The organism is Erwinia sp. HDF1-3R, from assembly GCF_039621855.1.
Lineage (GTDB): Bacteria > Pseudomonadota > Gammaproteobacteria > Enterobacterales > Enterobacteriaceae > Erwinia.
In genome coordinates, this window is record NZ_CP155071.1 from 535,828 (window position 1) to 550,310 (window position 14,483).

A 14,483-nucleotide genomic window follows, 5' to 3' on the forward strand; every position below is an offset into this window, starting at 1 on the left:
GGTTTACCCTATCTGTGAATTTGCTATTGAAGGGGAAGAGCGCGGCGTAGAGAAATCACCACCCAGCGCGCGGAAAAGTCCTACGGACGCTTGCAGACGTTGTAGTTTGACCTGCAAGCGGGTGTCCTGCGTCTGATAGAGCGTACGCTCAACGGTTAACAGGGTTTGATAATCAATACTGCCTAATTTGTACTGAATAAGTGCCAGGCGGTTCGCCTCGCGTGCTGAGGCGACGGCTGCATTGTTCAATCTGTCAGCCACAGTAAACTGATTGACGGCGCTGATCTGCGTCTCGACATCCTGAAACGCGGTAAGCAGCGTCTGTTTATAGGTCTGAGCCATCTCCTGTGAATGCGCTTTGTCGAAATGCAACTGCCCACTCAGGGTGCCTCCACTAAACACAGGCTGGGTTAATGTCCCTATCAGGCTCCATATAGAGGTGCCTGCCAGCGTGTTTATTCCCGCCAGTGGCGTGACAACAATATCGGGGAGAAAGCTGGCACGTGCCGCGCCGATATCGTACTGGGTGGAAATCAGCCTCGCTTCCGCTGCCTGAATATCTGGCCGCCGTCGCATCAGACTGGCCGGAAATGACAACTGTGGCGCCGGTTCTGTCACCGCGTTCAGATTGGTATGACTGACGTTAAACGCTTCGGGGGTTTTGCCAACCAGTACCGCCAGGGCAAACCGGGTCTGATCGCGCTGTTGTTGCAGGGAATAAACGGTAGCCTGATAGGTTTGCAACACGTTGAGTTGTTGCTGAATCTCTAGATTCGACCCCGCGCCGTATCTGACCTGCGTTTGTACAAGAGTAAGAATATGCTGCTGGTCACTGGAAATTCGTTGTGCCAGCTGAATGCGTTCATCCAGAGACATCAGTTGGAAATAGGTATCGGCGATGCTGGCGGCCAGCGTCATCCTGACCGTCTCGGCGTCAAATAGAGAGGCAGTCGCGAGTTCATCGGCAGAATGGTATTTATCCTGGTTTTTACCCCAGAAGTCTGTTTCGTAGGTGGCCTGGCCGTAGACACTGGTTTTTCTGGTCGTGGAAAAATTGTTTTGTCGGGTATAAAGCCCCCCGAGCGCGAGCGCAGGGTAGCGAGGAGCCCCGGCAATCTCAGCAGTGCCCAGAGCTTCTTCAACGCGGCTGTAAGCTGCCTTTAGGGAATCATTATTTTTTAATCCCTGCGTCATTAACGCGTTCAATTCACTGCTGTTGAAATTCTGCCACCAGGGCCCACCCGCCGGTGGTCTGGTGGCAGGATTGGCTTCAATCCGGGAAGACCAGTTTTGTGCGAGGGGCACGGAAGGACGATGGTAAGCTGGCACCAGAGCTGAGCATCCACTTGCAGCCAGGGATAGTAGAAGCGAACCACATAATCGACTGAAGGTATTCATGATTTAACGTTCTCCTGAGCTCCCAAACCTGGCCCATATCTGCTAAGCGCGAGCCGGACATATCACTGTTTGTTGTATAAATCGTTATACGCTACGCAGGGTGATAGAAAGCAAACAGGAAGATTACAATCCTGTAATCATCCTGTTTTAGTCAGGTGACGAAGTAATAGCCTGCGGCCCGGGCAGGCGATCCTGCGCTGCAGCTAAAATGATCCTTTTCGATGGCCTCCATGCGCCTTTTAGTTGAGAAAAGTTGATGACATTATCAGATAGTATTAACGAGGCAGGTTAGGGGTAATGGTTTGCAGGACAAGTTATTGAAGAAGCATTGATGGGCTGACAAGGAAGGGTAAAAATGCTGTTAAAACAAAATGAAAAAATCTGTCTTACCCTGTAGCAGTTTGCCTCTGAGCCAGGAAAGGAGTTAGACTATATCCTGCGCATCCATCTGCAACTGGCTACCTCTTCCCGGCACCCTGAACTATACGCAAGCGTCAGCCGAAGGCCGTAATAATTATTTTCTCGGAGGAGATATCGATATTCCAGGGCAGCAGCTCATGCACCTGGTTTGATGGCCAGTCGGCAATAACTCTCAGCACAAGTCGCAGCGTGGCCGGCTGCCCGCGGATATCACTACAGTTCGCCGATGCGGTGCAGCACTTCTTCGGTTGTCGCCGACGGCGTACGGACATGTACGTCGTGGATCTTTCGCCATGCGTGCGTCCAGCACACGGCTTCCGTGATGGTTCCGGCTTCACGAACGGCTTTATAAAGTTCATTGAACCCCGCATAGGCATCCGCCTGCAGGACACCCCTAAAGTCAGACAGGTGCGCCTGCGGGTGGACTCCCTTTCTGTCCGGGGAGTAGCCGAACCAGACCGCCGCCGGTTATAATGATACGGCGCTGCGGTCATCCCGCACATACACCCACAGCCGCCCGGTTTTGGACTCCTTATTCCCCGGCAGCAGAACCGGCACGGGCGTGTTGTCAGCGTGTACTTTTCCACTCAAAATAGTCAGCGAGTTAAATGGCCTTTTAAGTTTACGCCAGTTAAACAGTAAGTTGTCATTGATACCATATGTTCTGGCGAGTGAGGCAATATATACGCCGGGCTGGAGCGCCTGATAAACCACCTTGATTTTAAAATCGAGAGGGAAATTAGGGCGGCGCTTTGAATGTCAGATAGAAGAATGTTCCATAAACTGTGTCCATTAAAATGATGGACGCGATATTCTTTAATATCATGAGAAATTATCAGACAACACTGGATGCACGCTTAATTTAAAACCTCAGCTTCATTCAGCTTCATGAATGAGCTGGCAGCATAAAGGGCGGGACGGTGTTGATGTCTGGCAACAAGCTCTTCAGGTATTTTACCTTTATGTCTATCAAGCGTGTGACCGTCTGGATGCTGCCCCGTCATTGATTCATGCTCAGCCAGTTTGATTCTTCCTGACCTGACGGCCACAACACGCACAGCCCCCACCGCCACGGAGAAGCCAACTGGAATGGCAAGATCCACTGTCATGCCGATTTTAAAGCCGTATCGCGATCAGCACCCAGCGATTCTGCCAACAGAACCGCTGAATGGTAGGTGTCTGTATTTATCTGTCTGACGCTCCATATCTGGTGAAATGAAGCCTGGACGGTATCAAGGCTGTGCGTGCCGACGACGACACACCCTGCTTTGGTTAACATTGTGGGCTCCGGAACCACGCACATCACACCGGCACCGAACATTTCCACCACGCCGCCTGCCAGACCCAGTCCGCCCCATAAACGGTTGCTGAGGGTTTCACCTTCGCTGATACTTTTTCTGAAAGTGTGGCTGCCAGCTGCACCGGCGACAGGGCAATTCTGAGGCCATTCGTTTCACTCATGCTCCTGTACTCCCTTATCAGATCTCTGAATTATAAACAGCATAATACAGCTTATCCCCGGATAGCTTGCTGTGTCACATCGGGGCTGTTTTTATTACGTTTAGAACTGAATGAATAAAAGAGGAACCAGAACATGGCTGAAGAGGCAAAGAGAGGCCTGACCTACGAAATGGCATTGCGGGAAGGCTTCGAACCTAGAGAATATGACTGGAAAAATATACCTGAGGGAACATGGCAGGCACGTCTGGATTTCAAAATATGGTCCAATAAATCTACGGCCGGCCATCTTGTCTGTTATATGACGTCTCTTGATAATTCGCATCGTTACAGGCTGTCAGCGTTCCGTCAGGGGGACGGAACGACACGATATACCCCCAAAGACGGCGGGATCGATTTTTCAGAAAAAGGCCTTGAAGGGCATATCTTTCTGGTCACAACCGTGACCACATCAAAAGGGGGAAGTACCTGGGTTGCCGCGGAATATGATGAATAAATCCGACTCCGGCCGCCTTACCGATTAATTTTCAAAATCCTGTTTAGGGTTTATCGCTGACCCGACGCTCCCCCTTCCGCATGCTGTCCGCACCCCTTAATCCTTCTGGAGGTGCGTATGAACTCACATCGTCCGGTCATGCGGCGCAACCGTCGTATCCCGGGCATCACTGGCCTGGTATTGCTGACCTTTCTGGCATCAGCTGCTGCACAGGCATCCGAGAAAGACGAACTTGCGTCTGTTCAGCGTCAGCTGGACCAGGTTCAGGCTTCGTTTGAACGGGCCCGCGTGGCGGCTGCACAGGCCGACCCGGCTGACCGTGGCCGCTTTTTCTTTGATTACCGTCAGGCCACATCCGATCTCAACACCATCCGCAGCGGCATTGACCGCTATCTGGAGCCCTCCCGCGCGCAACCGCGTGACCCGTCTTTTGTGGCCGGTAATTACCGGCGGGAACGGCCCTGATGCCCATGACATCCGAACAAACGAACGCGTTTAAAGCCGGCTCCGGCAGTCTTGATGTGAACATCCTTCATCTGCTCTGCATCGGAGCACTGCTGGCATTTCTTTTTTTATGGGCCGCGTGGGCGCTGTCGGATGTCTGGACCGGCTGGAGTAACACCAAAGTGCGGGACGCGGCACTGGGTCGCTTCGCGGTCCGCACCGTGCTGCTCCTGGTGGTATGTATCTGGATGTTTGCCAGTTAAACCCTTTCAAAACGTTAAGTCAGGAGATTAATTGCATGTATCAATCTGAGTTTGTAGTTACCCGCCTGCGCCATCTCGCCAGCAGCGCCGCACCCGGATGGTTGTTTATCGCTGGCTGGGGAAAAGCCGGGATCCGATGCCGCCGGTGGCGATGCTCAACCAGGTGTGCGACCGGGTCGTTAATGCCCTGGGCGGGGCGGGGATCCGCTGCACCCGGCAGAACGGCCTGCAGGTGCATGGCTGGCTGCTGCGGCTGTTCAATCCGTCACCGGACTGGGTGGAGAAAACCACGCTCTATCGGCAGGCTGCTTACGCAGACCCGCGCGAGACACCTGAAGGCACCGTGCCGGTCAGCAATGATTTTGCCGAAACCCTGTGGTTCACGCCGCCGGTCTCCGACCCGGAAAACGGCGTGTGGTGGATTGACAACAAGCCGCACTGCGCGGTGGCGGTGGAAAAACTGCGTACACCGCCGGAGCCGGGCACCCTGACCGGCGAGAAAAGCCGGGGTGAAAAGAAAATTAATGCCCTGATGGATATGTTTCCGGAAGGGACCATGGTGTGCATGACCGTGGTGGTGCAGCCCCAGGACCGGCTTGAAGAGCAGTTTAACCGGCTGTCGAAAAATGCGGTCGGTGAGAATACCGAGTCGGGCCGCGTCCGCCAGGATGTGAAGACGGTAAAAGAGTATCTGGGCAACCGGCACAAGCTGTACCGGGCGGGGATCACCTTCCTGCTGCGCGGCGATGACATGACCAGCCTGAAGCGCAAGCGGCTGGAGCTGTCCACCGTATTGCTCGGGGCCGGTCTGCAGCCGGTACGGCCGGAGTTTGAAGAAGGTCCGCTGAACAGCTGGCTGCGGGCGCTGCCGATGTGCTTTAACCCGGACAGCGACAAAAAACACTGGTATACCCGTCTGACATGGGTTCAGCACCTGGCAGGTCTTTTGCCGGTAACCGGGAGGGAAACCGGCACGGGGCGCCCCGGCTTCAGCTTTTTCAACCGCGGCGGGGATAGCCTGACATTCGATCCGCTCAACAAGCTCGACCGCACCCAGAACGCGCATCTGCTGTTGTTCGGCCCGACCGGGGCGGGCAAGTCGGCCACGTTGTGTGCCGCGCTCTCCCAGTTGATGGCCGTCCATCGTCCGCGGCTGTTTATTGCGGAGGCCGGGAACTCGTTCGGCCTGCTGGCCGACTTCTTTGACAGCCTCAGGCTGACGGTGAATAAAATCAGCGTCAAACCCGGGAGCGGCGTCAGTCTGCCGCCGTTTGCTGATGCTCACAAACTGGTGGAAGAAGGCCTGGCCGCCCAGGCCGTGGATGAGAGCGACCTGCCGGATATCGACACGGACGACGATGGCGAGGATGACAAGCGTGACGTTCTCGGTGAAATGGAAATCTCCGCGCGCATGATGATCACCGGCGGCGACCCGAAAGAAGAGGCTGACCTTAAGCGTGCCGACAGGGCGATGATACGTGAGGCGCTGCTGATGGCGGCACATGCCACGTATAAGGAAGGGCGGCAGATGCTGCCGTCTGACCTGCAGAAGGCGCTGTACGACATTGCCTCTGACAACGATGAGGGCGTCATCAATGTCCGCAATGCTCAGCGCAAGGCGAAAGCGGCGGAAATGGCGGAATCCCTGGGCATGTTCACTCAGGCCGGGAGCTTTGAAGCGGAGCTGTTCAACCGCGAAGGGGAGCTGTGGCCGGAAGCGGACGTGACGCTGGTCGACCTGGGGCATCTGGCGCGTGAGGGTTACGAGGCGCAGATGGCCCTGACCATGGTCTCGATGACCAACATGATCAACAACATCGCGGAGCGTGACCAGTTCCTGGGCCGGGATATTGTCTTCACGGTGGATGAGGCGCATATCGTGACGGTCAACCCGCTGCTGTCGCCCTACATGACGAAGGTGGTCAAGATGTGGCGTAAGCTCGGTGCCTGGCTGTGGCTGGCCACCCAGAACCTTAAAGACTACCCGGATATTGCCGAAAAAATGCTGAACATGGCGGAATGGTGGATTTGTCTGACCATGCCCCCGGAGGAGGTCAAAGATATCAGCCGTTTCCGCGCGCTCACGCCGGAGCAGGAATCGGTGCTGCTTTCCGCCAGTAAACTGTCGGGTTGTTATACGGAAGGCGTGGTGCTGGCGAAACGGATCGAAGCACTGTTTCGTGCCGTGCCGCCGAGTCTCTTCCTGGCTCTGGGCATGACGGAAAAAGAGGAGAAAGCCGAACGCCGGGCGCTGATGAATGAATTTCACTGCAGCGAACTGGAGGCGGCAAAACGCGTCGCGCAGAATCTGGACCGTCTGCGCGGCCTGACGGAGAAACAACAGGAGCCTGCCACGGTATGATGACACTGAAGTACTCTGAACCCGCCATTCATGAGCACAGTGGCGGTGCGCTTTTCACCCTGTCGCCTCAGGGGGAGCCCGGCGTGCTCCCGGCGACCCATCAGCACCTGGTGAGGCTGCGGGCAATGCTCAGGCAGCGTCTGAGCGGGCCGGTCAAAATGACCTGTCACCCTCACCGGGTGGGTCTCAGCAGCAGCGTGGCCATCTATCTTGAGGGAAAGCTGAAGCAGGCGGTAAATATTCTTATCACCGTGACGGGGCAGGCAAGCTGGCCGCAGGAAGAGGAGTACGCGCATCCGCGCTGGTATATCACGGTGCCGGATTCAGCCGATCTGGTGTACCTGATGCTGTGGATCAACGGGCTTGACGTATAACTACAGACTTGCCTTCACCAGGGGCATGATAATAAAAATAACATAATGTTTTTTATACCGGCCGCCAGGGCCGGTTTTTTTTTACTGGTGTGAACCCAGCCATAAGTAACAGATTTTTAGGGTTTATTTTTTTACTTGTCCGTATGGCATTGAAGAATGATTACTCCTTTTCTAGGATGTGGTTTGAATCATTGAATAAGGAGCCCTCAAGTGTATACAGAAACGGTTAAGCCCCTGAATTATACCGTCGAAGCTATAAAAGATTTAAAAGTTATGGAGCGGGGGATACGTGAAAATGCACCTTATACTGCCTATGTTATGAGGCAGGTCGTTGATTTATTACATGAAAGCCCTAAATTCATTTTACCTAATTGTTGTGACATTATTGAGCCTGATGAATACAGGCAGGCTCACCTTGATTTAGCAAGATTGCCCTATCCTGTAGTCGTTTTTGAGATCCCCTGGGTTAAGGACGAGCCCGATAAAGATGTCCCTGGTTTTTCAACTTTACCCTCCACTAAACGAATCGCTCTGTGCTGGGAGAGTCGAGCCGGGTTTGAACCTGTTCCCGGATGCAATCAAATTCTCAAAAGTTTTACCGATGGCGGAGTATTTATTCTCCCAATTTCCTGGTCCGACTCAATTAGCCAGTGGATTTTAGGTATTGGAGGGGTCTTCTTCCCCCATGAAAATACATTACGTAAAAGAGTCGCTGATGAAAAGCAACTTCCGGCGTCGAAAATTGCGCTGGAGGTTTTACGGGACTCGGGATCTCTCACTCCTGGCAGTGCTCAGTTTAAAGCTGAACCATTTGTTGCCTGCCCGGAGTTCAAAGATGAGATGAGCGCCCAGGCTGGTAGTCTTGACCGGCTTTATGCGCAGATACTTATCGATACCAGAGACGAACTTCAGGCTTTTATACAGGCGTGTAGCGTTCTGAACTGTGAGAACGTCAAACCTGTAACGTTGAGCGCTAAACCGCAAAAAAAATTCGTTAATGGAAGGCGTGTAAAGCCTATGGAGAAAAAGGATTTACCCGCTTACACGTATAAGGTATTGCAGCTTTCAGATGAGAAAGTCGCTGCTCAATCAAGTGGTGAAGGCACCAAAGGGGGCAGTAAAAGAATGCACCTTCGGAGAGGTCATATACGTCGTAGAAATGACAAACTTCACTGGGTGAGGCCCTCCATGGTTAATGCAAACAGTTCCGCGGGAATGGTTGACAAGGATTATGCTATCAGAATCAAAAGCCGTGACGATGGATAAGCTCATCATCGCTCATCAACCGGTAGTTTTTCTCTTCGCCAGACGGTTTACAAATAATTTCCGTTAACGGAAAAACAGTTTATTGCGGCTTTTCTGAACGGTCACGGGCACGCTGTCAGGCGATTCAGTCTGACGGAGTCCCGATTCATGAAACTGACCTCCCTTGTTTTCCTGCCGGCTCTGCTGCCGGCATCCGTACTGGCCGGCACGGTCGTCTTCACCGACAGTCAGCATCTGCCGGCAAACCTGCCACCGGGTGTGCCGATGGTGCTTCTTGATGGTCCTGACCGGCTGCAGGCCGACATGTTCGGGGAATTGCCTGCAGACCCTCAGCAGGCCGAAGCACAGGTCAGGCAGGTTATGACGTCTCCTGCCTGGCAACAAAAACAACTGCAACTAAACGATTCTTATCGACAGGTGGTCCGTGCCTGGGAGCTGGGCATCAAAAAAGTGCCGGCAGTCGTATTTGATGACCGTGATGTGGTGTATGGCACCACGGATGTGGCCGTGGCCACTGCCCTGCGTAACCGGGGAGGTGGTCAGTGAATACAAAACCTTCCCGCATCAGAACCACGCTGTGCTCGCTGGGTGTTGCCACGGTACTGAGTACGGCAACCGCGCCGGCAGCTGTTGCAGCACTTAACACGGCGCAGATTATTGCCAGCGCCGTGTCGCAAAACTGTATCAGCTGGCGTGTCAGTGGCATCTGTTACTGGCTGTTCTGTACCCCCTTTGACTGCAAGGTGCGCACGTCGGTCAAAGTCACCCACTTCATTCCTCAGGCAGTCGTTTCGACCTATGTCGCGCCGGGCGGCAACCCGTGGCAGGAAATGGCGTTTGTCAGCCAGACCGCCGGCGGGCTGGAGAGTGCCGTGACCAGCGGCCTTTCCGGTGTTTCTGCCGGAGGAGCCAATCCGGCCGACATGAAAAATCCCGGCCAGCGCAAGTCCGCCGTGCGTTTCAAGTATGCCGATGCGATTGGCCACCCGGCCACGTCCCTCATTGGCGGCAGTATTCCGGGCTATTCCTGTGATACCGCAGCCACCCCGTTAATGCCTTACTTCCTGAGTACGCTTGATTCGGCGGCCTGGCGCACGGGCGTGCCGGAGTCCCTGTATCCGGAAGCGCTTGTGCCCGGCCAGCGTGAAGTGGGCAGCCAGGCAGCGGCGAACATGTGGGGCAACGTCTATCCCCGCTCCGGCTTTATCAGCCAGACCGATGATGATAAAGCCTCTGCCGTGGTGGCACAGCGCGTGGCAGACATTATCACCCGCGCCGGGCAGCCGCACGTGTATCAGGTGCTCCAGGGCAATCGCCATGACGGGTACTGGCCACCGGGAGCAGTCACGGAAAACACCAGCACGCAAAATCACAAATGGCAGCGGCTGGCTCCCCACATGACACAGTCATGTGCCGTCTTCCCTGACGGGAGCCACACCGCCGCGAGCGATAACAACGAAGCCTTTGCGCTCTGGCAGCCCTACAGTTGCTGCAAAAAGCGCGGGCAGACATTTCTGGACAGCACTGATATCTGATGAGGAAAACCGTGAAAAAATCACATTTATTTTCAGCCGTTCGCGTAAGCCTGCTGCTGACCGGCTCCCTGCTGACCGTTCTCCCGGCCGCGCACGCGGCCGATGATGACAATACCATTCTCGGCATGTCCCTGCCGCAGGTGAACAACAGCGCCATCGGTTACGGCAAGTCCGTCGATGGAGCGGTGTCGGACAAACTGTTCTACACCCTCGGCGGCGGGTCGGTCATTTCCCAGCCAGCCACGCGCGGCAATATGCAGAAGCTGGGGCTGAATACCGGCTGGAGCAGTGACCTGATGTGCGGCAATTTCGACCTGAAAACCACCGTCGGCAACCAGCTCAACGGCGTCACATCCGGCTTTAAAAACCTGATGGGCGACGTGATTCAGGGGGCCACCGGCGCGGTGGCCAGTCTGCCGGCGATGGTTATCCAGCGTGCCAACCCGGGGCTGTATGACATGCTCACCAACGGCGTGCTTCAGGCCAATGTGTCATTCGACAAGGCGCAACTCAACTGCCAGAACATGGCGAAAAAAATGATGGACTTCAGCGACAGCAGTAACTGGACGCAGCAGGCCATGATGGATGAATACAAATCCATCGTAAACAGCGGTGATGCTGACGCAGTACGTGTTGATGACGCAGGTCGCAAGGCCAGCGGCGCGTCAGGTAGTAACTGGGTTGGCGGCCAGAAACGTGGGGGGGCGGGGCAGCCCGCAATACGTGTCACCCATGACCTTGTCGCTGCCGGCTACAACATGATGAACGGTCTGCCCGTCACGTCTGATTCGACTGTCGGCGAAAGCAGTTGTAACGGTGGCGCATGCTCTAAATTCGGCAGCGCTGAAGAGGCGGCGGCCATGACCGTGAAGGTACTGGGCGATCGCTCAATGCGCACCTGTGCCAACGCGAGCGAATGTACCAGCGGTGATGCGGATGACCAGCCCGGTACGACCGTTGCCGGCACCGGTTTTGCCCCACTGCTGGAAGAGGCAACCAAAGCCAACGCTGAGCAGCTGGTCAGGCTCGTCAACGGTACGGAAAAGCCCACGGCCACGAATCTGGCGAAGCTGAAAACCGGCGGACTGCCGGTGACGGCTGGCGTGATTAAAGCCCTGCAGCGTGACCCGGATAATGCTGCCCTGACCGCCCGTCTTGCCGGCGAGCTGGCCATGTCTGACACGGTGGAAACGGCGCTGCTGATGCGTCGCATGATGGTTACCGGTATGTCGGAGCCGAATGCCGCTGCCCAGCCAAAGGCCATTGATACCGCCGGTCAGCGTATCGAGGCGCTGGATCGGGAAATCGCGGCGCTGAAAAACGAGATGGAGATGAAGCGCGAACTGTCACGTAATTCGGTGCTGACCATTATCGACAGGGAGAACCAGCGCGTCGAAACCAACCCGCAGACCCAGTCTGATGACAATACCGACAGTCGCTTCAATCAGATGGCAGCGCCGCAGTCGGCTGAATGAGGGAATAAATATGCGTAATAAAACGACTGTCAGGAAAGTCCTTACCCGTGCCGGCATCTTCCTCGCCTGCACGGCGCTGTTCATGGTGGTCTCACTGATGATGGCTGACACCGCCATGAAACATCCGACTGAAGCAGCTGCATTCCGGAGCTGGATGCAGTCGACGCGTTACGGCTGGCTGATGTGGCGACTGGCGCTGTATGCGCTGGTTGCCTGGGGCCTCTGGAAAATCCGGCATGCGCCGGGCTTCCGGGAGGCATACCGGCGGCCGCTGCTGCGCATCAGTATGGTCAGTGTGCTTTTTATCGCGTTGTGTGAGTACGCGATGTTTACCGGTCCGGGAGCCTGAAGATGACGACAAACAGCTATCTTGAGTATTTTCTCACGCTGCTCGGCTGGGTGATCAATAACGGCCTGTGGAATGTCCTGCTGAGCACCGGCCTTTTTGTCCTGCCGCTGGCGTTCAAGGTGGTGGGTATCTGGCTCAGGGTCCGTGAAGAGGGGGAGGATGAAGGCAACAAGGGGATGCTGTCGCTGCCCCGTATCGAGAACGCGCTGTATGCCGGGTTCCTGGTGATGATTGCCTGCTGCGTGCCGCTGATTAATGTCAGCCTCAGTACGATGCAGTACGACACAACCCGGGCAAAGAGCTGTGGTGTGTGGACGCCAAAAGCGCCGGATGAAAGCGGCTATGCCGGCGTGGTCACCAGTCTCAACGACCAGACGGCTGCAGCACCGGTATGGTGGGTACTGATTCATAAACTCTCGAAAGGGGTCACCCAGGCGGCCGTGGCGACCATTCCCTGCCGCCCTGACATGCGCCAGATCCGCTTTGAAGTTCAGCATACGCGTATCGACAACAAAGCGCTGGCGCAGGAACTGCAGGACTTCACCAACGACTGCTATTCGGTTGCGTTGTATCTGTGGAAGCAACAGGACCAAGGACAGACAAAGGACAAAACCACGCTGCGTGATATCGAATGGATCGGCAGCAGTACATTCCTGAGCCGGTACTATCTGTCGCTGCAGTCGAAACTGCCACGGGCGGCGTTCCCGTGGAGCGACAACCGGGACAGCGGCCGGCCTAATACCGGAAGAGGCGGTTATCCTACCTGCAGCGAGTGGTGGAGCAGTGCGGATACCGGTCTGAAAGCCCGCGTGAAGGACCAGGCTGACCCCGATATGTGGCTGCGTATCTCGGCCGCCATGAAAATGTCCGGCTTTAACGACAGTGACTATCAGGAAGCTGTCATACGGCGCCTGGTCAGCCCGGAGAGCCTGACGGTCTCACAGAGTGGCCATGTGTATGCCGGCTATGGCGGCAACGCCGATTTTACCCTGGATAATGCAGCGGCACGCGTGGCGGCTATTGGCGGTACATCTCTCGGCAGTCTGGCGGCGTTCCCGGCGTTCGATGCGATGCGACAGGCGCTGCCAATGGTGCAGGCTATCCTGCTGATGGCAATCTACGTCATGCTACCGCTGATTCTCGCGTTTGCGGCTTACGAGTTCAAGACCGTTATCACTCTGACTTTTGTAATATTCGCTCTGAACTTCCTGACGTTCTGGTGGGAACTGGCGCGCTGGCTCGACAGCTGGCTCCTGACAGCGTTGTACAGTTCAGATACACACAGCCGCTTTAATATGGCGGGACTGCAGAACAGCTCAGATGACCTCATTATGAATCTGGTGATGGGAGCGATGTTTATCGTACTGCCTGCTGTTTGGCTGGGAGCTCTTTCGTGGGCAGGGGCCAGCGTGGGTGTCGCTGTTAGCGCTGCCTTTCAAAAGGGTACTGAAACTGCTCAGAATACAGGCGGGAAATTTGGAGAAGCTGCTGGTAATGCTATCGGCAGTAAAGCAACCAAAGGGTAGTTTTACTGGTACAGTTAATTCGGCCTAATCTTCACTCGGGGATTTGTAAGGAGCGCCATCATATTCATTATTGGTGGCGCTATTCATTACAAATTCATCATGAAAATTATTTTCATCTTTCTTTTCATTAAAACTATTTATTGAAGCATTTTCAGAGCCAGATCCGATATGTGTTATGGCAGCAATTAAAGCCCATAATAAAACTGCGCTGCAGCTTATCAGGAGACCGCCTGCTATAAGCGCAACTAACGAACAAAGGGCAGCTAAAAGCAGCGGCAAGTGGCCTAACCACTTCGGCAGTTTGTATAGTTTAGCCAGCATGACGCAGCGCTGATCTAAACGTGTAAAAATTTTTTTGGTACCCTTCCATATTGCAGCGAGACGAACACCACGTTCCCAGGCGCGTTTCTCTTGAGACTGATACATATCCCCCTCCGAATTAGGTGAGTTCTCAGGGACTATAGCGGATTTTTTGAGCAATTGCTAATTACTGTTTCAGCACTCTGGGCTACCTAATAAATTCTCTAAAATCATAAGGTTAATATTTTTTCCAATGCGTTACGACTACGCCATCATAGAAGGGGATTCTATGCGTAATGTAGTGGTCAACTAAAACTGGCCTCTACTTTGAGTTTTTCCAGTATCGTTTTTCCGATTCGTTTGGTGGTAACGCGCCGTTATATTCGTGTGGCCTGAGTTCGCTGTAATACCCAACAATATAGTAAGTTATCGCATGGGCAGTATCGAAGCTTATATAGCCAGTCGCTGGCACCCACTCATTCTTCAGGCTTCTGAAGAAGAGTTCCATTGGGCTATTATCCCAGCAATTTCCACGCCGACTCATACCTTGTCTGATCCGATATCGCCACAGACATTGCCGGAACTGCCTGCTTGTAAAGTGGCAGCCTTGATCGCTGCGGAACATCACCCCGGCAGGCTTGCCGCGAATTTCCCACGCCATTTCCAGCGCTTTGATAGTCAGTCTGCTATCCGGTGAGAACGACATTGCCCATCCCACTGGTTTCCTTGCGAACAGTTTGAGAACTACGGTGAGGTAAGCCCAGCGCTTGAATCACCTTGTTTATATCTGTCCCAGATAATCGCCTTCTGTTCTGGT

12 protein-coding genes and 5 pseudogenes are annotated in these 14,483 nt (G+C 54.6%); 11 read left to right on the forward strand and 6 right to left on the reverse strand.

The genetic code is table 11. The features are described 5' to 3' along the window. Positions 1 to 3 precede the first annotated feature (3 nt). The 4 genes and pseudogenes from AAGR22_RS02340 to AAGR22_RS02355 all read right to left on the reverse strand — a co-directional run. On the reverse strand, positions 4 to 1,398 hold the full coding sequence (locus AAGR22_RS02340) for an efflux transporter outer membrane subunit (protein ID WP_345830040.1): 1,395 nt from the start codon (positions 1,396 to 1,398) through the stop codon (positions 4 to 6). Between the two features lie 494 nt (positions 1,399 to 1,892). Next, positions 1,893 to 2,403, reverse strand: a pseudogene (locus AAGR22_RS02345) (transposase); the annotation flags it as partial. Positions 2,404 to 2,442: 39 nt separating this feature from the next. Continuing rightward, positions 2,443 to 2,568 (reverse strand): annotated as a pseudogene (locus AAGR22_RS02350) (transposase); the annotation flags it as partial. Between the two features lie 140 nt (positions 2,569 to 2,708). Beyond that, a pseudogene (locus AAGR22_RS02355) lies at positions 2,709 to 3,279 on the reverse strand (hypothetical protein); the annotation flags it as partial. A 133-nt stretch (positions 3,280 to 3,412) separates the two neighbouring features. Here AAGR22_RS02355 and AAGR22_RS02360 point away from each other — a divergent pair. The 11 genes and pseudogenes from AAGR22_RS02360 (at position 3,413) to AAGR22_RS02410 (ending at position 13,366) form a co-directional block, all read left to right on the forward strand. Beyond that, positions 3,413 to 3,772: a hypothetical protein gene (locus AAGR22_RS02360; RefSeq protein WP_345830042.1), complete on the forward strand. Its 360-nt coding sequence runs from the start codon at positions 3,413 to 3,415 to the stop codon at positions 3,770 to 3,772. A 117-nt stretch (positions 3,773 to 3,889) separates the two neighbouring features. Continuing rightward, positions 3,890 to 4,237 (forward strand): RAQPRD family integrative conjugative element protein, encoded by a 348-nt coding sequence (locus AAGR22_RS02365; RefSeq protein WP_345830044.1) that lies wholly within the window; start codon positions 3,890 to 3,892, stop codon positions 4,235 to 4,237. Further along, on the forward strand, positions 4,237 to 4,479 hold the full coding sequence (locus AAGR22_RS02370; RefSeq protein ID WP_284885867.1) for a TIGR03758 family integrating conjugative element protein: 243 nt from the start codon (positions 4,237 to 4,239) through the stop codon (positions 4,477 to 4,479). The genes AAGR22_RS02365 and AAGR22_RS02370 overlap by 1 nt, the downstream gene beginning before the upstream one ends. Before the next feature lie 79 nt (positions 4,480 to 4,558). Further along, positions 4,559 to 6,841 (forward strand): annotated as a pseudogene (locus tag AAGR22_RS02375) (conjugative transfer ATPase); the annotation flags it as partial. Then, complete coding sequence (locus tag AAGR22_RS02380) at positions 6,838 to 7,215, forward strand: acetyltransferase (protein WP_345830045.1); 378 nt, start codon at positions 6,838 to 6,840, stop codon at positions 7,213 to 7,215. The pseudogene AAGR22_RS02375 and the gene AAGR22_RS02380, both read left to right, overlap by 4 nt. Positions 7,216 to 7,425: 210 nt before the next feature. Continuing rightward, positions 7,426 to 8,481, forward strand: a complete 1,056-nt coding sequence (locus AAGR22_RS02385; protein WP_345830046.1) for a hypothetical protein — start codon at positions 7,426 to 7,428, stop codon at positions 8,479 to 8,481. A 147-nt stretch (positions 8,482 to 8,628) separates the two neighbouring features. Next, positions 8,629 to 9,027, forward strand: coding sequence for a TIGR03757 family integrating conjugative element protein (locus AAGR22_RS02390; protein WP_345830047.1), 399 nt, complete (start codon positions 8,629 to 8,631; stop codon positions 9,025 to 9,027). After that, complete coding sequence (locus AAGR22_RS02395; RefSeq protein WP_345830048.1) at positions 9,024 to 10,016, forward strand: TIGR03756 family integrating conjugative element protein; 993 nt, start codon at positions 9,024 to 9,026, stop codon at positions 10,014 to 10,016. The genes AAGR22_RS02390 and AAGR22_RS02395 overlap by 4 nt, the downstream gene beginning before the upstream one ends. Then, the gene (locus AAGR22_RS02400) at positions 10,016 to 11,491 is read left to right on the forward strand and encodes an integrating conjugative element protein (RefSeq protein WP_345830049.1); all 1,476 of its coding nucleotides are present in this window, start codon (positions 10,016 to 10,018) and stop codon (positions 11,489 to 11,491) included. The genes AAGR22_RS02395 and AAGR22_RS02400 overlap by 1 nt, the downstream gene beginning before the upstream one ends. 10 nt (positions 11,492 to 11,501) lie before the next feature. Then, entirely contained in the window at positions 11,502 to 11,840 is a 339-nt protein-coding gene (locus tag AAGR22_RS02405) for a hypothetical protein (RefSeq protein ID WP_252070940.1), read from the forward strand. 2 nt (positions 11,841 to 11,842) lie between these two features. Beyond that, on the forward strand, positions 11,843 to 13,366 hold the full coding sequence (locus tag AAGR22_RS02410) for a conjugal transfer protein TraG N-terminal domain-containing protein (protein WP_345830050.1): 1,524 nt from the start codon (positions 11,843 to 11,845) through the stop codon (positions 13,364 to 13,366). A gap of 24 nt (positions 13,367 to 13,390) precedes the next feature. Here the strand turns inward: AAGR22_RS02410 and AAGR22_RS02415 are convergent, their stop codons facing one another. Together AAGR22_RS02415 and AAGR22_RS02420 are read right to left on the reverse strand one after the other, a co-directional pair. Next, on the reverse strand, positions 13,391 to 13,792 hold the full coding sequence (locus AAGR22_RS02415) for a hypothetical protein (protein WP_345830051.1): 402 nt from the start codon (positions 13,790 to 13,792) through the stop codon (positions 13,391 to 13,393). 196 nt (positions 13,793 to 13,988) lie between these two features. Continuing rightward, positions 13,989 to 14,435: pseudogene (locus tag AAGR22_RS02420) on the reverse strand (DDE-type integrase/transposase/recombinase); the annotation flags it as partial. Positions 14,436 to 14,483: the final 48 nt, after the last annotated feature.